This is a genomic window from Methanosarcina vacuolata Z-761 (assembly GCF_000969905.1).
Taxonomy (GTDB): domain Archaea; phylum Halobacteriota; class Methanosarcinia; order Methanosarcinales; family Methanosarcinaceae; genus Methanosarcina; species Methanosarcina vacuolata.
The window spans coordinates 2,335,657-2,362,199 of sequence record NZ_CP009520.1 but is presented as its reverse complement, the minus strand read 5'-3'; the positions used below and the strand labels follow the sequence as shown (position 1 = coordinate 2,362,199).

Annotated in this window: 19 protein-coding genes and 2 tRNA genes; 9 read left to right on the top strand and 12 right to left on the bottom strand. The window is 41.0% G+C overall.

Annotated elements, in window-relative coordinates; all coding sequences use genetic code 11:
• Positions 1–68 precede the first annotated feature (68 nt).
• The 4 genes from MSVAZ_RS09830 to MSVAZ_RS21695 form a co-directional block, all read right to left on the bottom strand.
• Complete coding sequence (locus tag MSVAZ_RS09830) at positions 69–581, bottom strand: hypothetical protein (RefSeq protein ID WP_048120603.1); 513 nt, start codon at positions 579–581, stop codon at positions 69–71.
• Positions 582–595: 14 nt separating this feature from the next.
• Positions 596–955 (bottom strand): DUF2073 domain-containing protein, encoded by a 360-nt coding sequence (locus MSVAZ_RS09825; protein ID WP_048120601.1) that lies wholly within the window; start codon positions 953–955, stop codon positions 596–598.
• A gap of 5 nt (positions 956–960) precedes the next feature.
• Complete coding sequence (locus MSVAZ_RS09820; RefSeq protein ID WP_048123872.1) at positions 961–1,602, bottom strand: Era-like GTP-binding protein; 642 nt, start codon at positions 1,600–1,602, stop codon at positions 961–963.
• 774 nt (positions 1,603–2,376) lie between these two features.
• A complete protein-coding gene (locus MSVAZ_RS21695) occupies positions 2,377–3,015 on the bottom strand; it encodes a phosphate uptake regulator PhoU (RefSeq protein WP_332310011.1) in 639 nt (212 codons plus the stop codon).
• A 601-nt stretch (positions 3,016–3,616) separates the two neighbouring features.
• Between MSVAZ_RS21695 and MSVAZ_RS09810 the strand changes: the two genes are divergently transcribed.
• The 3 genes from MSVAZ_RS09810 to MSVAZ_RS09800 are packed head-to-tail and all read left to right on the top strand — an operon-like array spanning position 3,617 to position 5,204.
• Positions 3,617–4,498 carry a shikimate kinase gene (locus MSVAZ_RS09810; protein ID WP_048123871.1) on the top strand — a complete coding sequence of 294 codons (882 nt, stop codon included), beginning with the start codon at positions 3,617–3,619 and terminating at the stop codon, positions 4,496–4,498.
• The gene (locus tag MSVAZ_RS09805; protein WP_048120597.1) at positions 4,495–4,782 is read left to right on the top strand and encodes a chorismate mutase; all 288 of its coding nucleotides are present in this window, start codon (positions 4,495–4,497) and stop codon (positions 4,780–4,782) included. The genes MSVAZ_RS09810 and MSVAZ_RS09805 overlap by 4 nt, the downstream gene beginning before the upstream one ends.
• Before the next feature lie 20 nt (positions 4,783–4,802).
• A complete protein-coding gene (locus MSVAZ_RS09800; RefSeq protein WP_048120596.1) occupies positions 4,803–5,204 on the top strand; it encodes a 5-(carboxyamino)imidazole ribonucleotide mutase in 402 nt (133 codons plus the stop codon).
• Between the two features lie 253 nt (positions 5,205–5,457).
• Here the strand turns inward: MSVAZ_RS09800 and MSVAZ_RS09795 are convergent, their stop codons facing one another.
• The 4 genes from MSVAZ_RS09795 to MSVAZ_RS20850 form a co-directional block, all read right to left on the bottom strand.
• A complete protein-coding gene (locus tag MSVAZ_RS09795; protein ID WP_048120594.1) occupies positions 5,458–8,898 on the bottom strand; it encodes a DEAD/DEAH box helicase family protein in 3,441 nt (1,146 codons plus the stop codon).
• A complete protein-coding gene (locus tag MSVAZ_RS09790) occupies positions 8,895–10,112 on the bottom strand; it encodes a restriction endonuclease subunit S (RefSeq protein WP_048120592.1) in 1,218 nt (405 codons plus the stop codon). Before MSVAZ_RS09790 ends, MSVAZ_RS09795 begins: the two co-directional genes overlap by 4 nt.
• The gene (locus tag MSVAZ_RS09785; RefSeq protein WP_048120590.1) at positions 10,109–11,647 is read right to left on the bottom strand and encodes a class I SAM-dependent DNA methyltransferase; all 1,539 of its coding nucleotides are present in this window, start codon (positions 11,645–11,647) and stop codon (positions 10,109–10,111) included. Before MSVAZ_RS09785 ends, MSVAZ_RS09790 begins: the two co-directional genes overlap by 4 nt.
• Before the next feature lie 808 nt (positions 11,648–12,455).
• The gene (locus MSVAZ_RS20850) at positions 12,456–12,638 is read right to left on the bottom strand and encodes a hypothetical protein (RefSeq protein ID WP_232316047.1); all 183 of its coding nucleotides are present in this window, start codon (positions 12,636–12,638) and stop codon (positions 12,456–12,458) included.
• Positions 12,639–12,648: 10 nt separating this feature from the next.
• Here MSVAZ_RS20850 and MSVAZ_RS09780 point away from each other — a divergent pair, with 10 nt between their 5' ends.
• Positions 12,649–14,931: a PKD domain-containing protein gene (locus MSVAZ_RS09780; protein WP_198146732.1), complete on the top strand. Its 2,283-nt coding sequence runs from the start codon at positions 12,649–12,651 to the stop codon at positions 14,929–14,931.
• Positions 14,932–15,294: 363 nt separating this feature from the next.
• Here MSVAZ_RS09780 and MSVAZ_RS09770 read toward each other — a convergent pair.
• From MSVAZ_RS09770 to cutA, 3 genes are all read right to left on the bottom strand, one after another.
• Positions 15,295–15,379, bottom strand: a tRNA-Leu gene (locus MSVAZ_RS09770).
• Between the two features lie 175 nt (positions 15,380–15,554).
• Positions 15,555–15,637, bottom strand: a tRNA-Leu gene (locus tag MSVAZ_RS09765).
• A 215-nt stretch (positions 15,638–15,852) separates the two neighbouring features.
• Positions 15,853–16,176 (bottom strand): divalent-cation tolerance protein CutA, encoded by a 324-nt coding sequence (cutA, locus tag MSVAZ_RS09760; protein ID WP_048120586.1) that lies wholly within the window; start codon positions 16,174–16,176, stop codon positions 15,853–15,855.
• A gap of 949 nt (positions 16,177–17,125) precedes the next feature.
• Between cutA and MSVAZ_RS09755 the strand changes: the two genes are divergently transcribed.
• From MSVAZ_RS09755 to MSVAZ_RS09735, 5 genes are all read left to right on the top strand, one after another.
• Positions 17,126–18,919: a site-2 protease family protein gene (locus tag MSVAZ_RS09755; RefSeq protein WP_048120584.1), complete on the top strand. Its 1,794-nt coding sequence runs from the start codon at positions 17,126–17,128 to the stop codon at positions 18,917–18,919.
• A gap of 388 nt (positions 18,920–19,307) precedes the next feature.
• Positions 19,308–20,348, top strand: coding sequence for a potassium channel family protein (locus MSVAZ_RS09750; protein WP_048123869.1), 1,041 nt, complete (start codon positions 19,308–19,310; stop codon positions 20,346–20,348).
• A 298-nt stretch (positions 20,349–20,646) separates the two neighbouring features.
• The gene (locus tag MSVAZ_RS09745) at positions 20,647–21,336 is read left to right on the top strand and encodes a potassium channel family protein (RefSeq protein ID WP_232316046.1); all 690 of its coding nucleotides are present in this window, start codon (positions 20,647–20,649) and stop codon (positions 21,334–21,336) included.
• A 628-nt stretch (positions 21,337–21,964) separates the two neighbouring features.
• A complete protein-coding gene (locus tag MSVAZ_RS09740) occupies positions 21,965–22,606 on the top strand; it encodes a hypothetical protein (RefSeq protein WP_052727940.1) in 642 nt (213 codons plus the stop codon).
• Positions 22,607–23,338: 732 nt separating this feature from the next.
• Positions 23,339–24,064 carry an RAD55 family ATPase gene (locus MSVAZ_RS09735; RefSeq protein WP_048120583.1) on the top strand — a complete coding sequence of 242 codons (726 nt, stop codon included), beginning with the start codon at positions 23,339–23,341 and terminating at the stop codon, positions 24,062–24,064.
• A 112-nt stretch (positions 24,065–24,176) separates the two neighbouring features.
• On the opposite strand, the gene MSVAZ_RS09730 is transcribed toward MSVAZ_RS09735, so the two are convergent.
• A complete protein-coding gene (locus tag MSVAZ_RS09730; RefSeq protein ID WP_048120582.1) occupies positions 24,177–26,099 on the bottom strand; it encodes a PINc/VapC family ATPase in 1,923 nt (640 codons plus the stop codon).
• Positions 26,100–26,543 lie beyond the last annotated feature (444 nt).

Sequence of the window (26,543 nt, the reverse complement as noted above, 5' to 3'; positions counted from 1 at the left end):
CAGTCAGATTTCAGAGCAAGTTTCGGAAGCTTTCTTTCCACCTTGCCGCAATGCAAGCAGTTCAGGTATTACCTGCTTGTTTGCGACTCAGTTTTATAATTAATAGTTTTCAGTTCCCAGTTTTCAATATTATTTTTAAATTCGTGATAGAGTCTCTGGATATCACAGTCATTCCCATTCCAATAAAAGTCTTTACGTGTTTCTCCTTTTTGGAGCTCTTCAAGTATAAATTTTGATAAGTGAAAAAGGGCTTTTTTATTGGAAAAAGGAATACTATAATTTACGCGATAACCACCGGCCGTTTTTCCGTAGGACACGAGTGTGTACCCTTTACTCTCATATTCTGTAATATCATCAAAACTGCAGACAATTTCAAACTCATGAACCGTAGACTGGTCAACTTTTGAAATTCCGATTAGTATCTGCGCTATAATATAATCAGGAACTTTCCGTCCAAACCATACGGCAATTTTCCCGTAAGTGCAGACTAAGTTAACATCATTCCTGCCCATCTCAAAGGAACCTAGAGACTGGGGAGGGTATATTATAGCTTCCTCGTCTTGGGTCTTTTGGGCACACATTGCTTCCACTTCGTTTACTTACTTGCAGAGACAAGTGCACTTATGAGATTCCGATCTTTTTTAAGGGTTTTTAGCTGGTTTGCAGGCCCTATTACCGTAAGTCTCTTATTGCTCTGCTTTTTGAAAATTTTACCAAGTAATGAACCATCCGTATTTGCAGGATAGCTCTGCATCTCTATGCCCGAAAAAACATCAGGCTGGATCGCTGACATTGTCATTTCTATAAGCTTTGCTTCCTCCATCGGGTTCAGGCCCTTTTCAAGCACAAGAATTTTACCTTTCCGTACCTCATCGATTATGTATCGGACTTTTTCCATTGAAGCCATCTGAGAGATTCTGGCTTCGGATATCAAATCAAGCTGAATTCCCTGCATGTAGATCACCCGAACTGTTTTGCCAGAGCTTCATAAAACGAGTCCATTCCCACTCCTTCAAGAGCAGAAACTGGCACCATAGGATGCTGGGGGAAAGCTTCCTTTATGACAGCTGGATCGGCATCAGGAAGGTCTACCTTGTTTGCTACTATGAGGAGCGGAAGGTTTCTGGCTTCCATATTCCCTATTACTGTTACGTTGACCTGAGTATAGGGATTTTCGGTGGAATCCATAACAAGTATGACACCATCAAGGTCATCCAGCCATTTGACAGCTTCGATTACGCCTTCTGTTGCTTCTTTGGACCGTTTCTTGGATTCGGAGTCACTCATTCCCTGCTCCATGAAGTCATGGAAATCGATTTTTGTGGCAAGCCCGGGCGTATCTACAATATCAAGGCTGATTGTATGTCCATTGGACTCAATACTTACTGCGTTCCTTCTCTTGGCATGCCGGGTTTCGTGAGCGATATGAGAAACAGAACCCATTGTTTCTTCGGCTCCGACCCAATCTTTGAGGATCCGGTTGCTAAGGGTCGTCTTACCGGCATTGGGGGGGCCGTAGATTCCTATGCATGCTCCTTTTTTCTTGAACAGTTTATTGAACATTTTTGAAAAGCTTACCTTAAATCGTTCTAACATATTCATGGCTTCCCTCCTTGGGAAAAGCATAGTACCTAAGGATTTCTCGGATTGCTTTCCTTTACGCATTGGTACTTAAATTTTTAATCTATTGATCCATGCACTTAAGTAACTTCTATTTATCGTACTGAGGGGATTGGGGGAAATTGTAGATATTCTTCTTCTCCAGTATGCCTGGGAATAAATAGGAAATTCAAGACCCTTTCTACGGTAGAATAGAAAGTGCCTCCGTGGAAATAACACCAGAATATAAATTGCTTTCTATCGCCTGATTCCCTCACCACATTCATAAAAAAGCTTTTTATCCAGAGATAAAAAACTTGTTATCCAGAAGACTTTGAGCTCTCACGAACTCTTTTTGTTAGTACTAAATTTTTATATGTGCAGTGATGTTCTGCACTTTCCTTTATATTTTTTCCGATTTTTATTCATTCAACCTTAAAAATATAAATCGTTTTTATGAGAATATTTTTTCTAGTGTCTTTCTCACTTAATTCTTTTTATAATTTTTACAGCTCATTTTTCCTCTATATATTTCAATATATCTTTTAGAAACTCTGAGATCGTTTTATAAATTCAAATATATTTTTTGAGCAACTCAGAGCATTGAAAGCTAAGCCTATTATTTCGATTTCAGACCTTAGTTATATATTTAACTTTTTTATTACTTTTGAGAGCTTTTACCTGGAAACACATAGAAATTTTACCTGGAAATATCTATTATTTACCTTTACATTTTCAAGTTGGAAAGAGTTTCTGATTTCTCAGATAGGATTTTGCTTATCTATCCCGAATTGCCATGTTTATAGCAATTTCGGCTATATTGGAGCTAAGGTCTCCTATTCTGGATAAACTGTCTACGACTGTCCCGAGTGAAATCATAATCTCATTGGATTCCAATTTCAGAATAGATTCATGCAGTTCTTCTACCCATGCGCGCATGTTGTCAACGTTGTCTATTACCTGATTTGCAAGAGAAGTATTCGCTTCAAATAGGGCCTCAACTGACTGTTTTACAAGTTCCATATAAGCAGCATTGAGTTTATCGACTTCTTCCATTACCTTATCATCAACGATCTCTTGCATCTTTGAGGCGGTATTTGCTATTTTCTGTGCGTGGTCGGCTATCCTTTCTATCGGGCTTGCCGCCATTCTGAACTCGTGGTATTCCTCTATACCTGTTTCTGTAGTGCCCGGCATTCCTCCTTCACAGAGAATCGAGCGAAACTGCTTGGAGATCAGGAGATATAACCTGTCAACCTCGTCATCTCTCTGACTTACGTCAAGTGCAAGGTCATAATCAATAGTTTTAAAGGCTCTTACCGCATCCTTTTGCATGGACGCCGCAATAAGGAACATCCTCTGTACACTTTTTTTGATCGGAAGTTCATTCGGGTTAAGGAGATCCTGGATAATCACGCAGTTTGAGGTTTCTTCAATAATTTCAGGACCTATGAGTTTGTAGCATACCTTCCTAATTGTTTGCTTCTGTTCGACGAGTATCCTTTCCGAGAAAAGTTCAATCCTGTCATATCCATGGAGATATGCAGCGATAATATCTCGCTCAAGTGCTTTTGCTCCACAGCCTGTAACATCAATCTTTTTTGTTTTGATTGACCGCTCTTCAAGAATGGGATTTATCAGTAATTTTCCGTCAGGCTGGGGTTGAATGGAGACTCTAGTGCCTGTTTTGATCCCAACTTTTTCAGCCCATTGTTTAGGGAGAGAAATAATGTAAGTAGATCCACCTGTCTGCTGTACTTTCCTGGTTTCGATAATAATTCCCCGTTTTTGATTTAATCTGCTAGACCTGGAATTAGAAATGTTTATTCCTGATTCAAATATAACTTTCTAATAATAGTTAGAAGTCTCTTTTTATATACGTGATTTAACTTTACTATTTATATTTGTGGATTTCCGCTTTTTTTATGAATATGTTGCAGAGCTCTGCGTTTCAGGAGACCTGGGTCCTGTGAAGAACGCAGTAAAAAATATTAAAGAACAGCGCATTCTCAGCATGATGATACTTGAAGGGCACGCCTGCGCATCAGGAGCAGGAACCATTATCGCGGCATTTGCAACCTGGAAAGGTGCGGCATTTGGAACTGGTTTAAAAACATATTCAGAGGTGGAACTCTCGGATCGCGAGAAAAAAGTCCACGGATCGATTGAGGGAATGCCTGAAGCAGACACTTTTCTTATTGAAAGGTGTGTTGAACTTGTGCTTGAACACTTTGAGATTAAACTTGGGGGCAAGGTAAAAACAAGCAGCAATATTCCTCTTGCAGGTGGACTTAAGAGCAGCAGTGCAGCCGCCAATGCAACTGTGCTGGCAACTTTAAACGCTATAGGTGAATCAATGCCTCCTCTTGATGCTGTGAAACTTGGGGTAAAAGCTGCAAGAGAAGCAAAAGTAACCATAACAGGATCTTTTGATGACGCATGTGCTTCTTTTTTCGGCGGAGTTGTGATCACTGATAACCGGGAATTGAAACTGATTAAAAGAGAAGAATACAATTCCAAAGTCCTGATTTTTGCGCCTAACAGAAAAGTGTTCAGTTCACAAACAAATGTTAAACGTTCAGAACTCATTGCTCCGTATATAGATATGGCATATGAACTTGCACTTGCAGGAGAGTATGAAAAAGCAATGACTTTAAACGGTTTTCTCTACTGCAGCGCTCTTGGTTTTGATACTGAGTGCATTCTTCGAGCCCTGGAATGTGGTGTAAAAGGGGCAAGTCTATCCGGGTCGGGCCCGGCGTATGTTGCGCTTGTCAAAGAAAACCAGATTGAAGAACTCAGGTCGGCCTGGGAAAGCTGTGGGATCGAAGGCAGGGTTATAGAAACCTCTATAAATAACAGAGACGCAATGTCTTTAGAAAACGAGGGGTTCACTTGAGCGAACTTGAGGATGTCCGCAGAGAAATAGAAGAGATTGATGGGGAAATTCTTGCCCTCATTGATAGAAGAGTAAATCTGGCTGAAAGAGTACTTGAATCAAAAAGAATAAATGGGACTTCGATAAATGACCAGAAGCAAAATGAGGTTGTAATTAACAGAGCTTTAAATGCCGCAACCGAGCTCAACCTTGATCTTGGGTCTGTAAAGTCTATTTTTGAGACTCTTATCAGGATGAGTATTGAACGCCAAAACGAGTTAAGCGGCAAAGGAAGCCTGCCCTGACTGCTCAGGAGAAGCTAAAAATGGTTGATATCTCAGTAATTATGGGTTCCGAATCCGATAGGCCTATCGCCAACCGTGCGGTATCCGTGCTTGAAAAGAGTAAATACACTTACGAAGTAATGGTTATCTCTGCTCACAGGAACCCTGAAGAACTTGAAAATTATGTCTCAAGCACTGATGCAAAGGTCTTTATTACGATTGCAGGTTTGTCCGCAGCCCTTCCCGGGGTTGTAGCTTCCAGGACAAAAAGACCTGTAGTAGGAGTCCCGGTAAGCGCGAAACTTGGCGGACTCGATGCCCTGCTCTCCATTGCCCAGATGCCCCCAGGAGTGCCTGTCGGAAGCGTAGGGATCGATAATGGAGCAAACGGCGCACATCTTGCTCTGAGAATCCTGGATTTGATTGACACCGCGAAGCCTTAAGAAGCCTGTAAAAAGCTCTTGCTTCCGGGCTTAATACGTAACATTTACTAAAAACCAACTACTAAATTGAATCGGCAGTAAACTCAGTCGGCTAGTTACAAAATTTGGTCGACTCACTCCGAAAACTCTTTTTTAAATAATGTTAATTGTGTGATTTATGTTTAACCCTTTTCCGTTCATTCAAAATGGGCATTGAATAAATTCCCTGCCATTGTTTGAAAGTCTTACTTATCCAAAGCATCTCAAAAGATTTTCAAGCCGTAATTTGTTGCGAGCATGGGGGCACTAATGCTGTTGCCGTGATCTGTTCCAATGTAGCTATCAATTCATCAATTTGAGTTGAGGTGAAAAGCCCATCTGGGCCCTGTGGCGTAAGGTCGGTAAATGGCGACTCGTAAAGTAATGCAGCGTCCATTGCTCCGTGTTCGGTAAGATGATTAATTATCAGGTTTATGAACTCTATCTGGTTTGCAGTCAGGGTCTTACCTGTAAGGAATGTGGCCAGCGACTGTTTTGCAGCTTCCCTATCAAGCCCTATGAGTGAACGCACGAAGAGGCCGAGGCCGTTTGACACCTCTCTGGCACGGACAATTTCTTCCGGCCCTCCCAGCCCGCTTTCAGAGAGTATCCGTTCCAGTTCGTCAAGATCGGGTGCAGCCAGTGGGATATTCATCCGGAGCTTGTGGATTACATTATTGTCCTGATGTTCCAGGAGGAAGGCACGGGTCTTTGCGCGAAACTTTTCAAAATCTCCGGCTTCGGCAAAGCCCGGTAATTCCACGTCGGTTTCGCTGCCAATTTCGTCTTTGAAGTCAGTGTAAATCGGCTTTTTGTGGTGTTTTTCTACGAGTTTAACCAGGTTTCGGAGGCGCCGTCTAAGAGATTCCAGCATGGGAGTTGTCACATTCTCCCACCATTCATCGGTCTGCACATCAAGAATTAGAGCCATCTGGTCACGTACCATTGGAATGGCTGATTTTTCTTCAAGGAGACCTGCGATATTTCTTACCTGATTGGTCAGGCGCTCAAAGGCAGGCTCGGCACGCAGTAAAGCCAGTTGCAGGTTCAGGACCAGGAGATCAAAACGTTTTGCTTCCTCGGCTTCCGGTTGTAATTCTGAGGGAAGAACTGCGATTTCATGGGAAAGCTCGGAGAGGTCTTCGCTGGATAATTTTATCCAGGCTTCGGGTTTTGAGTATTTTTCGACCAGCCTCCTCCTTGGACGCACTACGAAGTTGTCCAGGTTCATTGAGGCAATTTCGCTGTGCAGCATTCCGGCAACCGAAAAGCGGACTTCGGCTTCCGTTTTCGGTTCACCGTATATTTCCGAGGTCTCGGCACCGGCTTCGCAATCGCTGTCAGATTCAAGTTTTCGGTCAAGCACTGAGAGCAATTCAAGACGTGACTTGAACAGGCGCGTGCCAAGAGAATCTCCCAGTGAACCGTCTGTGGTTTCCGGGTTCTGGCTGAAAAACTCCAGGTTCTGGCAGTAATCAAAAAGATAAAAGAACTGTTTGTCTGTTCCGGGTTCGAAAAGGTCGGGACAGAGACGGGTACCGCGTCCTAACATCTGCCAGAACTTTGTCCTGGAACGCACCAGTTTGAAGAAAACAAGATTTACGACCTCAGGCACATCGATCCCTGTGTCAAGCATGTCCACTGAGATGGCAATGTGAGGGGCTTTTTCTTTGATAGAGAAGTTGTCTATCAGGCTCTGGGCGTATTCGGTCTTGAAAGTTATAACACGGGCAAACTCGCCTTTGAAATGCGGATAACTGGCATTGAACCGCTCGGCAATATACTCAGCGTGAGCCTGGTTTTTTGCAAAGAGGATTGTCTTGCCCAGGCGGTCACCGCCAGCGACTTTCAGGCCCCGTTCCATCAGGTGAGCCAGCACTTTGTCTACGGTGTCTTTGTTAAACAGCCATTTGTTGACGGCATCGGCTTCTACACGGCCAGGAATTTCGCCTTCCTCGTCTCCCCAGTCAAGAGATTCCCACTGTTCCTTGTCCTCGTCTGAGAGGTCGTCATAATTGATCCCCTGGCGCTGGAACTTCAGGGGAACTGAAACTGCTTTTGGAGGGACAAGGAAACCGTCTTTTACAGCTTCTTCGAGCTGGTAGGCGTCTGTGGGAACGCCGGGTTCAAGGTCAAAGAGGCTGTAGGTATTTCGTTCGATTTCATTTTTGGGCGTTGCTGTAAGGCCAACAAGGAAAGAGTCAAAGTAGTCGAAAATCGCCCTGTACTTCTTGAAAACAGAACGGTGCGCTTCATCGATAATTACAAGGTCGAAATGCCCGGACCCAAAGCGGCGCTGTCCGTTGTTCATTTCTTCGATCTGCTTCATCATTGTCGGGTAGGTTGAAACGAACACTCTCCCGTCGGTGTCCTTTTCCGTTACAAGGTTCACAGGTGCGGAGTCAGGGAGGTGCCGCTTGAAGGAGTTTACTGCCTGGTTGACCAGAGCTACCCTGTCGGCCAGGAAAAGCACGCGTTTAACCCAGTTGCAGCGCATGAGAAGATCGCAGAGTGCAATGACTGTACGGGTCTTGCCAGCGCCTGTTGCCATTACTACCAGGGCTTTTCTGTCGTTGTCCTGTTCAATGGATTCTCCTATGCGGCGGATGGCCCGGCTCTGATAGTAGCGGTCTGCAATTTTTGAGTTAATTCTGGCTCCAGAAAGAGACCTGCGGCTGCTTCTCCGCTGGATAAGGAGTTCGAGTTCGGATTTTTTGTAGAAACCCTGCACCTGCCTCGGAGGATAACTGGAATCGTCCCAGATCCAGTTTTCGTACCCGTTTGAATAGAAGATCACAGGCCTTTGCCCGAATTGTTTTTCCAGGCAGTCGGCGTAGAGTTTTGCCTGCTGCTGGCCGACCTGCGGGTCTCTGGTAGTGCGCTTTGCTTCAACGAGGGCAAGGGGCTTTCCGTCGTCGCCCCAGAGCACGTAGTCTACAAAACCGACCCCGCTTTCGTTTGGCATGCCTGAGACTTCAAATTCCCTGTCCTGAGCTTTGTCAAGGGCCCAGCCTGCCTCTTTAAGCAGGAGGTCAATCAGGCTTTTTCGGGTCTCAGCTTCGGAATAGTCGTGTGTGTCCGGCTGTAGGGCTGAAGCTTCTTTTGCCTTTGCAACCTCGGCACGCAGGCGTTTTAGTTCTTCGTCCATTGCGGATTTGTCGGCCAGAAGTAGAGAGAGTTTTTCGTCTTTTTCCCGGAGGCTGTTTTCCAGGTTTTGAAGCTGCTCTATTGTCTGCTTCGGGACTGTTGTTTTCGGCAGGTCGTCAGGGTTGAAGCTCAGCCCGGGCTCAGGCTTTTCTTTTCGGGCATAGGTGCGTGCCAGCCAGTAGGTTATGTGGAAAAGTTCACTCACGGCTGTCACTGAATCATATGCCTGAATGGAACTGTTGCTGTGCACAGCCTCGTTTCCAAGCTGGATAATGACCCGTGCTTTGTTGAAGATTGCCTCTCCCGCAACTTTTTTGAATGTAGGCTCATGAATGAGAGCACTCAAATTTTCCTGATACGGCAGGAGCAGTGAATAATCGTACTTGTATATCCACTGCACAGCCAGTTCCAGAGCCCTGCGAGCGTAAAAACAGGCAGTGCGAGGGTCAGGATAAACCGCATTTGAGGCTTTTTCGGCTGCCTCATACAAAGAAGGCCATTCGGCTTCGAGAAAGGCAAAATTGGTCATATCTTTACTCCATTCTCTATTTCTTGCTCAAATAATTGATGTGAAAAAAGTTTTCCAGTGAAGGCTTCATGCGCTAGTGAATCAAAGAGGTTATTGAGTTCGAGAAGAGATTGCTGCTGAGATTGCTTAATTTTTTCTATTTGTTTAACGGTTTGTGAAAAATGTATTTGATTGGAGATCTCAGGAAGCATGATCTCGATATTTAGCGCAGACTCCTTTTTGAAGAAAGCTAGAATTGAGGTTCCACTAATACCTCGATAATAATCTTCACCAAGAAGTAAAAGATAATACGCTAAGAATTCAGGAATTATTCTTTTTTTATCACATACCAAACCATAAAATTGTTGATTAGTATAAACTTCATTCGTAGATATTGCAACCTTTCCCAAGCTTCCGGCACAGCTAAGAATGACAGTCTCTTTCGGGAACAAACGAGTTTTTGTAGGTCTTGCTTCTTCTTTCGAGAGTTTATATTTTGAATCTTCGATGTAAATGGAATTTGCAAGATCAGGAAGAGTGATCCATGGAATATTTCCTGTAAAACTTTTTGGTTTATCTCTAGTTGGGACAATGATGTCGATTACATCTCTCACTCTAATTTTTTCATTTTTTCTTTTAGTTGGAGAGCGAGGATCTCCAAACATCTCAATAAAAATAGATTGAACAAGTTCATCAAGCTGGTCGAGAGTTACTCGACGTTTAGCTCGAAGAGCCTCCGCACGATCCAGAATATCTGCAATTCTCTTTTGCTCTGGTAAGGGGAGAAGAGGGATTTCCAAACTACCAAGAAAATTCGCAGGTACACGGCGTTGTCCTGCACTGCCAGTCATCTTTCTTTCACCCTCTAGTCGGATACGTTCCTGTCTTAAGAAGTGAAGTAAATAACGTGCATCTAATTTTCCTTCAACAGGACGAACTACGTGAAACTCTGTTGAACCGAATCCCACTCTATTTTTTAGTTTCGCCTGAGTAATTTTTCCGTTCTCGAAACAGGGAGTGATTTTTGCAACCAGCACATCGCCATCAACAAAGGATGTGTAGCCCTTACTTACTTCACAATATTGTTTTTCTTCGCCGGTTACTGTGCTCATCTCGGCTAGAACTGCTGCCATTGGCACAAAAGAAACACTTGAGTCGCTTTTCAGTTTTTCCTTGAATTTTGGGTTCAGTTCAGCAACATTGCAAAGCTTTTCCATATGAAGGGTGGCACTCATCCTAACATCCCTTCCAGTTCTTTCATCCTCTGCTGAATCTCAACTTCCAGCTTTGCGAGGCTTTCGAGTATCTCTTTCGGGGCTCTGTATTCCACTTCTTCATACACAACTTCCTTGTAGCGGTTGAGGGAAAGGTCGTACCCCTGGGCTTCAATGTCGGCTTTTGGCACGCAGAAACTCTGCTCGGTCCTGGCGCGTTTAAGTTCACTCTTATTGCGCTCCTGCCAGCGGGCAAAGACGTCAGGAAGGTTATTTTTGGCGTGCTCGTCCTCGTTAAGCCCGGTTGAAGGAACAGGGCCCAGTTTGTCCTCGCTCAAAAGCGGGCTCCGTTTATCGTCAAGGCTCCAGCCGTCGGCCTGCATATCGTAGAACCAGACATGGTCTGTGCCTCCTGAATTTGTTTTCGTGAAAAGGAGGATAGCAGTAGAAACACCGGCATATGGCTTGAAAACGCCGCCCGGAAGTGAAACAACCGCGTCAAGCTTCTGCTCCTCGACAAGCATGCGGCGAAGCTCCTTATGGGCTTTGCTTGAGCCGAAAAGCACGCCGTCAGGAACGATAACAGCCGCCCGCCCGCCTGGCTTCAAAAGGCGCATAAAAAGGGCAACGAAAAGCAGTTCGGTCTTTTTGGTCTTGACGACCTTCAGGAGTTCCTTAGAAGTGCTCTCATAGTCCAGCGAGCCGGCAAAAGGAGGATTTGCAAGGACAAGAGTATAAGCTTCTTCGTCGCTGGAATAGTCCTGGGCAAGAGAGTCGCGGTAGCGGATGTCCGGGTTTTCCACGCCGTGCAGGAGCATATTCATGCTGCCTATGCGGAGCATGGTGTTATCGAAATCGAATCCATGGAACATATCCTGGTGGAAGTGCTGTTTCAGCTTTTCGTCGTGCAAGATATTCGGGTAGTGTTCCCGCAGGTGTTCGCCAGCGCATACCAGAAATCCGGCTGTCCCGCACGCGGGGTCGCATATGATGTCTGTCGGCTGCGGCGAAGTAAGCTCAACCATCAGGCGGATAATATGGCGCGGGGTCCTGAACTGTCCGTTCTGGCCAGCAGATGCGATCTTGCCGAGCATATACTCGTATAGGTCGCCTTTGGTATCACGGTCTTCCATCGGCACGTCGTCAAGAAGGTCCACCACTCTTGAAAGCAGGGCAGGCGTGGGAATGGTGAAGCGGGCGCCTTCCATGTGTTTGGCATAGGTTGAGTCGTCTCCGCCCAGGTTTCGCAGGAAGGGGAAGACGTGTTCGCTGACTATTGTAAACATCTCTGCCGGAGTAAAGTTTTTGAAATGGGACCAGCGCAGGTCTTCGTAAGATCGGCCCTTATCGTCCTGGCCTTCAGGAAAAATACGGCGTTCCATAGGGCGTTTAAGGCGGACTGATTTGTTTTCTTCAAGCGTCTGGAGGTCGTCCAGCCTCCGTAAAAATAGCAGGTAGGTAATTTGTTCGATAACCTCAAGGGGGTTTGCTATGCCGCCGGACCAGAAAGTGTCCCATATGCGGTCTATTTTGTTTTTCAGTTCACCTGTGATCATTGTTATTCCTCTAAATCATGAGGTTGGAATGCATGGAAAGAGCAAGCACATGGAAATGATTCTCATATTTTTCAGGGATACACTGTCGATACACTGTCTATCCTATGCTTTCTCAGCTAGTGGTTTTGTGATTTCTTGCCGTGTACTCAGTTATTCTCGTTTATTTTTAACTTTTGCTCTTTTTACGAATTTTCACATTAAGGGGGGTAAGTTTCACTATCTTAAATCACGATTTTTCTTTTGAATGATATTATACAGTTTATATTATAACAGTTAGTAAAAATAAATGTTTTGAATTAGCTTTTTAACCTTGGTAAAAAATTTCCTGCTTACGTGCTGATTTTTTCAGTAAGATCTTCTAAATAGTATTTTTACTATTAGTTAGAACAGTATTTTTACAATAAGTTAGAGTTGTCTCATAAGAACCCCTACAATAGATATTAAGACGAGGAAATTATTCTTCCAACAAAAGAAAACTTATCTTGTGGTCTTAGAATGAACTGACTTACTTTATGGTTTTTTTGCTACTACGTGCTCAGTAAGACTTGAATTAAACACCATTCACTTTAATCGTATGTATATTTTGATAAATAGTATTAATTAGAACTATTAACATTTTTTAACTACAGAAGAATGACTGATGGGTAAAACAAGTTATGACAAGTCTAGATTCCTATTGGTCAATTGGGAGTTTAGTAAAAAATAAGGCAAATAGGATTATATTATCCATAAAAAATCCTACTATTCTTATAAATTTTAGATTAAAAACAAAAACTTTAAGAATTGTGTATAAATTTTAGTATTAATCTTATATCTTTTGTAAATGATATAAAGTAAAGGCTGAAAATATAATGAGAAAGAAGGAAAGATCAGACCAAGTTGTTTTAGCTTTAATAGCACTTCCTTTATTTTTAATTCTCATTTCATCTGCAGCATCGATGGCTTCTGCACAAAGCGCTTCGCCCACAATAACTGAAACTTCGATGATCACCAACCGATTAGTGGATAATACTATAGCATCAAAGGAGAATTCTATTACCGAAGTATCAGAGGAGAATTCTGCCAATGAAGAATCAGTAGATATTACCACAGGATCGATTGCTGCTATCTATGGTGATAGGATAGTGTGGACAGATAATCGCAATGGAAACTCCGATATCTACATGTACGATCTCTCCACTCACAACGAAACTCAGGTCACTAACCACAGATCAGCAACCAATCCTGTAATCTATGGTGATAGGATAGTGTGGGCGGATAATCGCAATGGAAACTCCGATATCTACATGTATAATATCTCCACTTCCGCTAAAACCCAGATAACTACCAATAACTCAACTAAAGGTAACCCTTCAATCTCTGGTGATAGGATAGTGTGGGCAGATAGTCGTAATGGAAATGGCTCCAATGTCTATATGTATAATATCTTCACTTCCACTGAAACCCAGATAACCACTAGTAACTCAACTCAAGGGAATCCTGCTATCTCTGGTGACAGGATAGTTTGGGTGGATAATCGCAATGGAAACTTAGATCTCAACCTCTATATGTACAATATCTCCACTCATATGGAAACTAAAATCACCACAGATGGATCTGAAATTAACCCTGCTATATACGGAGACATAATAGTGTGGGAGCACTGGGATATTTACAATGGAAGCTTCGATATATATATGTACAATATTTCCACCTCCAATAAAACTCAAATAACCAACAGCGGATCCGCAAACCCCCCTGTTATTTACGGAGACCGGATAGTATGGATTGATTCTCGTGGTCCCTCCTGTCTCTACATGTACAACCTTTCTACTTCCATCGAAACTCCACTCGTTTTCAGTGTATCAGCAGATAGTCCTGCCATCTATGATGATAGGATAGCCTGGATGAATTATCGCAATGGAATCCCCTATCTCTACATGTATAATCTTAGTTCAAAACTCCCATTTGATGCTTCCTCTGAAAATGATTTCATCTGCCATTTCCCTGTCAAACTTCCTCCAGTTGCTGCTTTCTCTGTATCCCCTCTCTTTGGAAAGGCGCCTCTGAATGTCACCTTTACTGACAAAACCAAAGGTACACCTACTGTATGGGAATGGAATTTTGGAGATGGAGCTAATTCAACACATCAGAATCCAACGCATGTTTACTCCAAAGCAGGAACCTATAAAGTTAACTTGACAGTAAGCAATGCGAACGGTACAGATTCAAAGACAAACGAAATAGATGTTAAGAATTCTTCATCCATGGGACCATATGCGTATATTACGAACTCTTGGGACAACAATGTCTCCGTAATTGACACAACTACAAACACTGTTATAGCCACGGTGGATGTCGGTCCCTCACCTTGGGGGGTCGCAGTCAATTCTGCGGGAACAAAGGCATATGTAACAAACTCTGGCAGTGATAGCGTATCTGTAATTGATACAGCTACAAACACTGTTTCAGCTACTGTGCCTGTAGGGAGCTCTCCTTATGGAGTTGCAGTCAACTCGGCAGGAACAAAGGTATATGTAACGAACTCTGGCAGTGACAGCGTATCTGTAATTGATACAGCTACAAACACTGTTACAGCCACTGTGCCTGCAGGAAGCTCTCCCTTCGGAGTTGCAGTCAACTCGGCAGGAACAAAAGTATATGTGACAAATATAAACAGCAACAATGTTTCTGTAATTGACGCAGCAAGCAATACTGTTTCAGCTACTGTGAATGTAAGTAGCTCTCCTTATGGAGTTGTAGTCAACCGGATGGGAACAAAGGTATATGTGGAGAGCAATGACATGGCTACTGGAAACGGCACTGTTTCTGTAATTGACACTGCAACCAATAAAGTTACAGCTACTGTAAATGTAGGAAGCTATCTTTACGGAATTGCGATCACTCCAGATGGAAGAAAGGTATATGTGTCAAAGGAATATGTGTCAAATGATGGCAACAATACTGTCTCTGTAATCGACACCTCAACCAATTCTGTTACAGCCACTGTGCCTGTAGGAAGCTATCCTTACGGAGTTGCAGTCAATCCTGCAGGGACAAAAGTATATGTGGTGAACTCTGTCAGCAACACTGTATCTGTAATTGACACCTCAACCGACTCTGTTACAGCCACAGTGCCTGTAGGAGGCTCTCCTCAGGCCTTGGGAAATTTTATAGGAGAAAAAACTGTAGAGCAGACGCAAAGCCCAAAAACTTCTAGGAATGGAAGTATGAAAACACCTGGATTTGAAACTATTTACGGTGTGGTTAGCTTGCTTGCTGTATTTTTGCATAAAAGAAAGTAAGGAAAGTAATAAGAAAATAAACAAAAAAATAAGATGAAGATTCAATATCTTCATCTTATTTTTTTGTTTTACTTCTCGGTCGTGGTGTCACTTACTGAAAATGTAAGCGTACGAGTCTCTTTACTTTTACCCAAAGAGATAGGTTCCGTTGCAAAAAATCTGGCTTCCTTGAAAAATCAGTGTAATCCTTCGCAATTAGGAAAGTTAATCAAATATCATCACCTGGGAAAATGGTACCTAAAGGTAGAAATTATAGTATCAAACTGCGGAAATAGTATTTTTGCACCAGAACCCACTTACTCAAAGACGTATGAAATAGAATTAGATAATTTAAGTGAAAATAAGAGTTAATTAAAAATTTAGTGCGAGAGGTGTGATTCGAACGCACGAACTCCTACGAGACCAGGCTCTGAACCTGGCGCGTTTGACCTGGCTGGGCAACTCTTGCATGTTGGTTTGTTTACCTTTGATATTATTTAGTCCTCTATATTGTACTTTGAATACAGTACCTTGACTGAGTTGCTTGCCGCAACTTAAAAGAAATGTAATAGAATTAGATAGAATTAGAGAATTTGAGCGAAAACAATAATCTAAAAAAGATAGGAAAAACTTAATAATTTTAGTGCGGGAGAAGGGATTCGAACCCCTGAACGTCTGCACGAACAGATCTTGAGTCTGCCACCGTTGACCGCTTGGTTACTCCCGCATTTACGGAATCCAATAAGGTAACGATAGAACTAACATATAAACCTAATCCTGTAAACAAACTATTCTGCAAAATCCTGTAAGTAGAATCTCTTGAAAATTAAACTAATTCTATAAGTAAACCAGTTCTGTAAAAATTTAAATTCGGGAGTTATTGCCGTTATTAACTAGGTTTTTCGATTTCAGGCCTTCAGCCTTCAAACTTTAAGTCTTGCCTTATTTTTTGGTTTCTTCGCCTGAACTGTTAACATGAACCCAGTCAAGATACTCCTTTTCTCCTTCAATTCCCCAGAATTCTATTGCAGGCATCTCGTATGTATGTAGCGACTTTACAAGCTTTGTGATTTCTTCAAAGCGTGAAGAATCAGTTTTTACAAACATGGCAATCTCATTGTCTTCTTCAATCTCTTCCTTCCATCGGTAAACCGAAGATACCGGAAACATATTCACACAGGCTGCAAGCCTCTTTGAAACCAGTTCTCTTGCAATCTGTGACGCATTCTTCATGTTTCCTGCGGTAATATACACAATTCCAAGCATAAGCAGACACCTCACGGAAACCTGATCTCCACAGAAACCTGATCTCCACAGAAACCTGATTTAGTGAACAAGATATTTAATTTAAAGCACATTATTCCATCTGTAAATAGTGTCTATCTACCTGGCATTCGAACTCCCGGGCATTGGCTATAAAATGTCTCGGCATTGGCTATTATATAAACTTTCATATATATTTTTATATAATTAGTATGTATTGCTATGTATCCTTTTCCAGATAAGAGTATTTTTGAAAAGGAACGGAATATATATTGATTCAAAATAGTAAGGCATAATATAATATTTTTATATCATATTGAGCAGTAGAACTTAACACAATGAATTAATTGGCGCAGAACATTATACGCAGAGTTATATAATAACGATGTTAACGTTTATATATACATAGCAACAATAAAAAAATTTATAAATATATTTTTCTCAACAGTTTTGTATATACAGTTTAATTCTTATATACAGTTTAATTCAAAATTTATACCAAAATGGATATTAAAAATTATATCAGATTTATATTAAAGTTTATATTAAAATTTAATATAAGTTTTATATTAAAAAACATATCAAAATATATATTAAAATTTATATTAGCTTTAAAATAAAGTTTATATTAAAATTACTATAAATTTTATATTAAAAAGCATATCAAAATATATATTATGATTTATATTAGTTTTATATTAAATTTCATGCCAAATTTTAATATAAATTTCATATTAAAATATGTACTAAAATTTATACTAAAATATATACTAAACCATATACTAAAATAAATATTAAAATTTATACTAGATTACATACCAATTTAACTTACTTCATAGCTGATTAAATTTAATTAACAACTGATTTGGCTTAATTCGCGAACTTTACGTTTAATTCATGAACGGTTAAGCTTAATTATAATTTGTTCAGTTCAATAACTCGGAGAATTCCCTTGAATGGCACAAGCATTGCACTGAGTATTTTTTTACTGTACTGGTTCGCAGTTTCCGTTCTTGACAGGAAAGGTATTCTGGAGAAGTATAACATAAGCACCTTTGGGCCACTTCCCATCCTTATGATTAGGACAACTAAGGGCCTCAAGCTGCTCGATGTACTCGCCCGTCCGAAATCTTACTGGAGAAACTTTGCAAACCTTGGAATCTTGCTGATGTTTGCAGGCATGATTGCAATGTTTATAGTCATAGCTATCTCGGATCTTGGGATGTATACTTCTTTCCTTAGCGGAAACATGCCTGAACCGGGAAAATATAACTCTCCGAGAAATATCTTTCTCATTCCGGGATTAAATGAGTTCATTCCTTTTACCTGGGGAGCTATTGCCCTTATAGTCACGCTTGTCGTGCACGAGTTTTCGCATGCGATTCTTTGCAGAGTTGAAGGCATCCGGGTTAAATCGATGGGAATCCTGTATGCTCTGGTTCCTATAGGAGGCTTTGCGGAGCCTGACGATGAACAGCTTTTCGGGACTAAAGAGAAAACAACAAGAGAACTTCCACTGACAGCCACAATCGAAGAAATCGAGAAATGGGAAAAAGAAGAAAAAACAAGGCAAGAAACTGAGATCACAAAGCCTGAGGAGCCGAAGCCCGAACCTGTTATAGGCGCAACAAGAACTCAGAGGTCCCGGATTCTTGCAGCAGGTGTTATGGCCAATTTTACCGTGGCTTTTATCGCTTTCCTGCTTTTCTTCGGGCCCGTACTCGGGGCAATCGCGCCTTTAAGTGATGCAATGATCATGAGTGTAAACGAAAGTTCTCCGGCTGCCCATGCAGGGCTTGAGAACGGCATGATAATAACACAGATTGATGATACCAATATCACTACAGCCGAAGAGCTACAAACATACCTCGAAAAAATCAGTCCCGGAGAGACGGTTCATATTTATGCCACAAAAAACGGTACATTATCCACGCATGATTTACAGGTTGCCTCAGTCCCCGAAGACTACATTGGCGGAGTGTCCGTGGGAGGAATTGTTTCAGGAAGTCCCGCCGAATCTGCAGGGATCAAAACCGGAATGACAATGATCAGGATCAACAACACAGAAATGCAAAATGTTTCAAGTTTCGTAAATTTTATGAAAACCACAAGGGTAAACCAGACCGTAGAAGTAGAACTTCTTCCCTCTGAAAACTACACAGGCGACCTCACTGAAAAAGGCACTGTCGTTTTCGATGTGCAACTATCATCTAATTCGGAAAATGATTACGGTTTCCTAGGAGTTATTTACGGGAATAATGCAGTTATGGAACTCCCTATGCTCGGAATTTCCGTGTTGATACCCCAATCAAAGGTGTATCTTGAAGCCCTGAATCAAATACCGTCCTTGCTAACCATACCTGCAGGCTGGATCATTCTCTTTGGACTTCCCATCTATGGATTTGCAGGTGAAGGATTCCGAGGTTTTTCAGGTACTTTCATGCAGTTTTTCCATCCTGTGGGCTGGGCAGAACCTCTGGGAATAGGGATTTTCTGGATTGCAAATACTCTGCTCTGGGTTGGCTGGCTGAACTTTTATGTAGGACTGTTCAACTGTCTGCCTGCCGTACCCTTGGACGGAGGACACGTGTTTAAGGATTCCATCTATTCCTTTGTATACCGGTTCACAAGGAACGATTCAATCTCAGAAAAGATCTCAAACTCTATCACAGCGAGCTTTTCGATGTTGATCCTGTTCTCGTTTATATTTATGATATTTGGGCCCTATATAGGACAGTGGATGTGATTGACATCGAAATCTCAGATGAACCCTGGCCTTCAAGGAAGTTATAAGGCTTGGGTTTTACTTTCTTTCCCTGTTTCTTATTCATGCAATATCATTCAATTACTTTTTTCTTTTTGCTCTCAAAACCCTTTTCCAGTTTTAATCCCAAAATATTATTTGCATCAAATTTTTGTTAAACTGGAGATATATAGAAATATCAGTAATATCTACAAGCATCACAAGCCATTTATTAGCAATGGTTATAAGGTGCTTACCAGTCGGCTATAAGATGTTTTTCAGTAGATAGTTACGGCATTTACCAGTAAAAACCACGAGACGTTTACAAGTAAAACAGCTACAGGACGCTTCAGCTTAACCTTATATGAAAAATTCAGGCGGGGATTCAAAGATGGTTATTTCCGGGCGCAAGAATTTCAGGTTATCAGGGTTTCGGAAGATACTGCACAGGCATCCCTATATCGCGTACAAAATAGCGGCTGTGTTCCTGTTTGTTATCTATGTTTTTACTTTTGAGTATCTCATGATTTTTGAGAACCAGCCCGAAAATGCAAACCTTATTACTGCTATCTACTGGGCCACAACAACTATTGCAACCGTTGGGTATGGCGACGTAGTCTTCACTTCCCTGCCAGGAAGACTTTTTGCTATAATCGTGCAGATTATGGGCATAATCTTGATTTCGGGTTTTCTTATAACCTATGTTGTTGCTCCCTGGATGGACAGAGTTATCAAGTTCAGGATGCCAAGAATGGTCTCTTCAGGCATGAAAGATCACATAATTATCTGCGGATACAATCAACTGGTTGAAACCCTGATAGATGAATTGACCGAGGAGGATATGCTTTTTGTAATAGTCGAAGAAGAAGAAGACCTCATCAGGGAACTTGTTTATAAAAATATTCCCTGCATTTTTGGGTCTCCGACTGATAAGCAAACCCTTCTGAACGCTGGCATAGAGAAAGCCAAACTCCTTATTGCAAATAAGTCGGACGAAAAAAATGCGAATATCGTTTTGACTGCCAGGGAATTTCAGTATGTCAACATTATTGCTATTGTAGAGGACCAATCTAACTCAAGATATCTCAAATATGCAGGAGCCGATACAGTAGTTTCTCCTAAATCGATGTTCGGGGAGTTTATTGGCAGGAAGGCAATGGACAGGCTCGGAAGCCGGGTTACGGGGGCGACTGAGGTTTTTGAGGGAGTCCATATTGTTGAGTTTCCCGTTTACCTGAAAAGTCCTCTTATAGGTAAGTCACTTAAGGAAATCTCCAACCAGCAGCTCACAGGTGCAAAGATTGTAGGAATCTGGAATAGTGGGACTCTATCTTTTGATCCCAAGGAAGAAGATATTGTCCGGGAGAATACCGTTTTATTGGCGGTAGGGACTCGTGGAGAACTTTCAAAACTGAAGAAACTTACACATTAATATGAGGTTCAAAACTGAAGAAACTTACACACTGACATAATATTCAAAACTGAAGAAACTTACACACTGATATAATATTCAAAACTGGGAGAGATTTACACATAAATCTGAGATTCACAAATGTGAGAGATTGACACATAAATCTGAGATTCAAAACTGAAAGAAATACGAAACAGTTGTAATAATATAATATGCCCGCCAAATTTATTTGCATTAGCGGGTAAAAAGGCGAGCTTTAAGGATAAAAACTCTAAGCTAACAACTCTAAACTGAATTTGGCGAATAAAATTTACAGGACATGGGAGCAGAAATGGAGCCAAAAGGGCACCTTATCGTACTGGGATATGGGGATGTCGGAAAGAGCATAGTAGATATACTTTATGGAAGTCCGTTTCGCTTTGTAGTTGTGGACTCTAATGATAAGGTTTTTGAAAACGTAGACTTCGAACATCTTGTTGGGAACGGGGCAGATGAAGACATACTGCTGGCAGCTGGAGTAAAGACAGCTTCCTTTGAGTTTGTGGCTCTTAATGACGATACCAATGTTATTTTCGCAACTCTCATTTCCAGGAACCTGAATCCGGAAATTACCATTGTAGCAAGGGCAAATTCCGTAAAATCGATTGAAAAGATCTACAAAGCAGGAGCCGACTATGTAGGTTCTCTTTCTATAGTAGCCGGGCAGATGCTTGCCAAAATGACTGCAAACTGCATGGGAAAAAGCTGTAGAATCGATGAAGACATAATGCTTTACGAAGGCATAGAAATCGAGAAATGCCACATTGATAAAGGTTCTCTTCTTGACAGCAAGTCAATAGAGGAACTTAACCTGGAAGGACAGATCGGTTGTACTATAATAGGCATCGAGCGAGGAAAACTCGTCATAACGGCTATCAAAAAGCAGACAACAATAAGGGCAGGAGACATCATTGCAGTTGTGGGAAGCAGCAAGCAGATTTTAGAGTTTAAGGAAAGGTATGTTAATTGAGGCTTTTTAAAAATTTATTTGACTGATATTTTGTTAAAGTTGACAAAAATTATTATTTTACACATATTTGACTCAGTACCAAAATCTAGTGATGAATGTAAAATTCAAAATCACTAGATTTTGTAATTGGTCACAATCCTTGTAATACAACTTAGGGATTGACGTCTTTAGATACCGAATATTGATTTTAGTGAAAACCGAATTTTTCTTGCTAATTCAGATTTTCAATCAAAAAATGCAAAAATCACTGGATTTTGGACCAGAGTCCATATTTTTAGTATTTATGGACTTACTTTTACTATCAACGTTTGTTTGCTCAAATAGTCTAGTTTTTTAATATATTAAATGACGTGATCAATTTATTTATATCTATATCTATAAAGACTTCATATCTTCACATTTTAGGCTAAAAATACACAATTTGCATTTAATTTCTCATAATTTTGCTATAAGACAAAATCCTTATTAACAATAAACAAACGTTAGATCTTAAAAAACGTATTATCTAAAATTTATATTTAGTTAAAATTTTTTTTGCCAGGGTTTAATATTAAAATCAAATAAAAATAATTTAAAAATGTTTTGTGTTTTTATTAATATCTGTTAATCTTAAAAAGAGGAGTTTCTTGTGAAAAGTAATAGTTATATAAACAACATAAAGCTCGTGAAATTAAAAAGAACAAAACTTGTTTTCGGGTTTCTGTCTGTGTTTCTTTTGCTTGGTTTATTTATTTCTCCGTCAGCAGCTAAGACTGACTGGCAGATTTCTCCCTCCAATCCTACTGTGGGAGATACTCTGAAAATAAAAGGTACGGCTTCTCCGGGAGAGGAACTTGGAGCTCAAGTTTCTTTTGTAAAGGAACTCTCTGTTACCGATGGCAGATACCAGTATTCGCTTGATAAGATAAAGATCCCTAAAGGTAAAAATGCCCGCTTTACGGTCACGACCGAGGAAGTAAAGAACCTGAACATACACTTAAAAAAACTATTCTGGATCGAGCGGTCTTCTGATGCATCACCCGAAGGAATTGCAGTTATTTCTAAGAGACATATTCCGCCCTTTACTTACAAAGTTCTTATTGATGGCGATGCTGCCCCGAGTGTAGACTCTGTAAACCTTAAAGTTGAGGCATCTCAGACCCTGAAAGCTAATTCAAAAGGGAAATTCGAATTCAATTACCACACTTCCGGGATGCCGGCAGGCAAGTACACCATATATATAGGAGATTCTAAAAAGACAATTGAGCTGAAGCCTGGAAATAAGAAATAACCCTTCTGAAATCCGACTTCATGAAAAATATTATTAAAAATTGAATTTGCTAATTAAAGTCCTGTGACGCTATTAACATGCAATAGAATGAATAAATAAAAATAAGCAGAAAATTAGAAATACAAGGATTTATTCTCCCTGAGCTTCATCTTGCCTGAATTTTTCTCGGGAAGGAAAAATCCTTGTTTTTTTAGTTGCGATGCAATTGTAATAGTAAACAGTTAATTTCACTTCCACAAACCTCAGATTCAAAATAATCAGGTTTTGGATCGTGAAAAATAGCTCTGAAATTCTTATTGATAAACTCTTACTGATAAACTCTTATTGATAAGCTCTTACTGATAAACTCTTACTGATAAACTCTTATTGATAAACTCTTATTGATAAACTCTTATTGATAAACTCTTATTGATTAAAAATGAATCAAAGTTGCTCTGGTGCACCCCGCTGCAAGCAATGGGTATGTTCGCGCCCTCACTATGGTTATAATGATTTCTTGAAATCGATTATTTTCATTTGGTAATATGATTTTTTTCTTTTCGTTTTTTCTGCTTTTTAGCATAACTTTTGATTACATTGGAATTTGCATTCACATAATTTGTTATGTTATCTCCAGCATTGCTTTTTCCTTTGAGGATCCAAACCAACTTATGAACTTTTTAAAGGAAGAGTATATTACTTAAAACACCTTAAAATAACTAAGAAATATACCTGAGTTTAAGATGTGATAGTATGGAAAGTTTATCTACAGGGATTGAAGGGTTGGATACGCTAATGGACGGAGGTTTTCCTAAAGGAAAAAGCATTCTGGTTACGGGTCCTCCAGGCGCCGGAAAAACAATTCTTGGAATTCATTTCCTGCACAGAAGCTGCAATGAAGGCAAGAAGTGCATACTAATTCTTACAAGAGAGCTTACGGAAGATATCCTCAGCCAATCCCTAAGCATTAACCTTGACCTCAAGCCTTTCGTTGAAAGTAAACACCTCAGTATCAAGAATATCTTTGAAGATAAAATGAACAAAATCAAAAGCGCTTCGAAATTTGGTAAAGGGCTATGTGCTGTGGATATTGATATAATCGAGTATTTAAGTTCCATGTCTTCGGAAGTTGATGTCATGGTTATCGACAACATAGGGGTAATGGCCATAAACCATGACATAAGAGAATTTGCCGATGAATTCAGTTCGATAAGCATTATACTTCTAAAAAACGGGTGCACAAGTCTTTTTGTTATGGATGAGGATTCCTATAATCTCACCCACAGGCTTACTGGCTACATGGTTTTCGGGTTAATCAGGCTTACTTCACAGGAGAATTTCAACTACGGAAAGACAAAGAAATATCTTTACATTGAGAAAATGCGGGACAAGGCTGTCCCGATCAAGTATTCCCTATTTGATATTACCCCAGAAGGGATAAAAATTATTAAAGGCATGAATGACCTATTGGAGGTGTGAAGGGCCTATTAGAAACATGAAGAACCTTATACTTTACTTTCAAAGATGAGTGATTTTCCGTTATCTTGCGGCTTTATCTGTGTTGCCTAATTTATCTTTCGGCAGTTACTTTTCAGATCATTCTGATTTCAATTGTTTCTCCTTTATCCTGAGCATCCAGAATCTCAGATGCAAGATCCGAGTTCGCCCTGAGTTTCACATCTCCATGTCGGCTTACGGTTGCACTGAACAGATACTGGTCTTCAAGATATATTTCCACATCCTTTCCTGCAAGCTCCGGTGCTCCAAGAATAAGGTGCTTTTTATCTCTTTCTATGAAAGGATGAACAGAAGAAACACTGGGCTCTTCCTCAAAGCTGGTTGTCTTTAGTTTCCCTCGGAGAGCTTTACTTTCAGCTCCATACTTCCGGCCTTTTGCAGCCCCTGAGGCTCCGATTTCCAGTTCTCTTACGTCAATATGCAGGCCAAGAACATTTTCGATCCGGTCAATGACATTCCCACCTTTGCCAATAACTTTTCGTACCTCGTCTTCCCGGACCTTTACGAGTGCACTGTCGTCTGAAGTCACTTCAACTTCAACCGGGCCGGAGGCGTACCTGCCAATAACATTTCTTATTTCCTCTTCCGCAAGCTTCCAGGCAGGTTTCCTTAGCTCGGTAGGAGGCCCTACTGGCATAACAACAACCTGTTCCCCATAGGTATATATTTCATATTCTGTTTTTCGGGTCTCAAAATCGGCAATGACGATTACCGGCCTTGCAAGATCCTGTTCGGTCATTCCATGAGGGACCTTGACGGTAAACTCAAGTACCAGAACCTTTGCCACTTCTCCTTTATCAATGAAAATAACGGTATCGACTACCTGAGGGATCACGCCCAGTTCAACCCTTCCTATCAGGCGTTGAATTGCGTCCACTGCCCTGGTTGCATGTACTACCCCGATCATTCCCACGCCTGCAAGCCGCATATCCGCAAAAATAAGAAAATCGCCGGTCTTACGGACTTCATCATAGATTGTATAATCCGGCCTGACCAGAAGCAAAAGGTCTGCAGTATTTTCCATCCTGCCGTTCAAAGGTGAATACTGGGTGATTTCAGGAGGCACCTGGAGGTCTCTTGGTGACTCCATTGTTTTAACTACCTGTCCGCGGTCATTCAGGTATCGAGCAACTCCGGCGGCAAAAGTAGACTTTCCGGCTCCGGGAGGGCCGGCAATAAGAATACCACGCTGGCTTACAATCCGTTCTTTGAGTTTATCGCTCAGCCGGTAGTGTTCAAGGTCCACAACCACAGTTGGTCTCACAATTGTAATTTCCATATCATCGGAAAAAGGCGGGTGAGCAATTGCAATTCGCATATTCCGGATTTGCAGGACAGTAGCTCCACTTGAAGACATCTCGATAAAAGATTCGGGGTCCAGTCTGGCCCTTTCAATAAGTTCTCTTGAGATACTGGAAAGTTCCGCAGAAGTAACAGGCTCATCACGAATTTTTACATAGCGTATATCCCCTACAGGCCCCTTTTTGGCCATAGGAGATACCCCATTTTTAAGATGTACGGACATCGTATCGTCAGTAAAAAAATGTTCTACTTTAAGAGGCGGAAGTTCGGATGGTTCCAGGACTTTAGGATGCATATACTCGACATTAAGCCCTTTAGCCTCAGCTACTAGAGACAGTAACCTGTCTTCGCTCACAAGCAGTCCCCCTACTTCACTAGCTGTGTTTCGGATGAGGTCATCTATCCTGCCTTCGTTGGACAGCTGGATATCTTCAAGAGTGGGCTTAACTCCACTGAACTGAAGGTTAATTTCTCCCCGATTTGCAAGCTTACGAAGTTCTAAAAGTTCGTCGATTCCTTTGAAACCTATTTCCCGACCCTTATTTGCCTGAGCTTCAAGTTCAGATACCACAGCTTCAGGAATTACGATTTCAGCACCTCTGAATTCCCCACTTTTGACCTTAACCGAAAGCCTCCCGTCAATAACGGTACTCGTATCCGGAATAATCCTCAGCATCTGCTTCTCTTCTGCCATAAAAGGAGATATAGAACTAGATGATATATAATAACCTATACCCTAGGCGGTACCATAAGTTCTAATGTAGGATTCAAATGAGTTACAAACTCTTATTATACTTAATATTATTTTTGATAGTGTTATGTCGGACGAAAATACTAAAATTCCTATGATCGGTTTGGAAGCCTTTTAAATTTGACGTATTTAGAAACTAAAAAACGGTAGTATTCAATTTTCACCAAGTTTCATTTGTTTTCTCTTTTATTTGAAGATGATTTAGAAAACGCTATCGTAAGGAGTATTGATTATCAAAAAAATATTCCGAAAAGTGTATTATTATGATTAATTTTATTTTAATATTAATGTAGCTAATGTACTAAATTGACACAATAATAGACAAAGCACTTTTGAGTAGATTGGTTTATTTTTAATTAGAATTATCTGCAAATTATATATTAAACT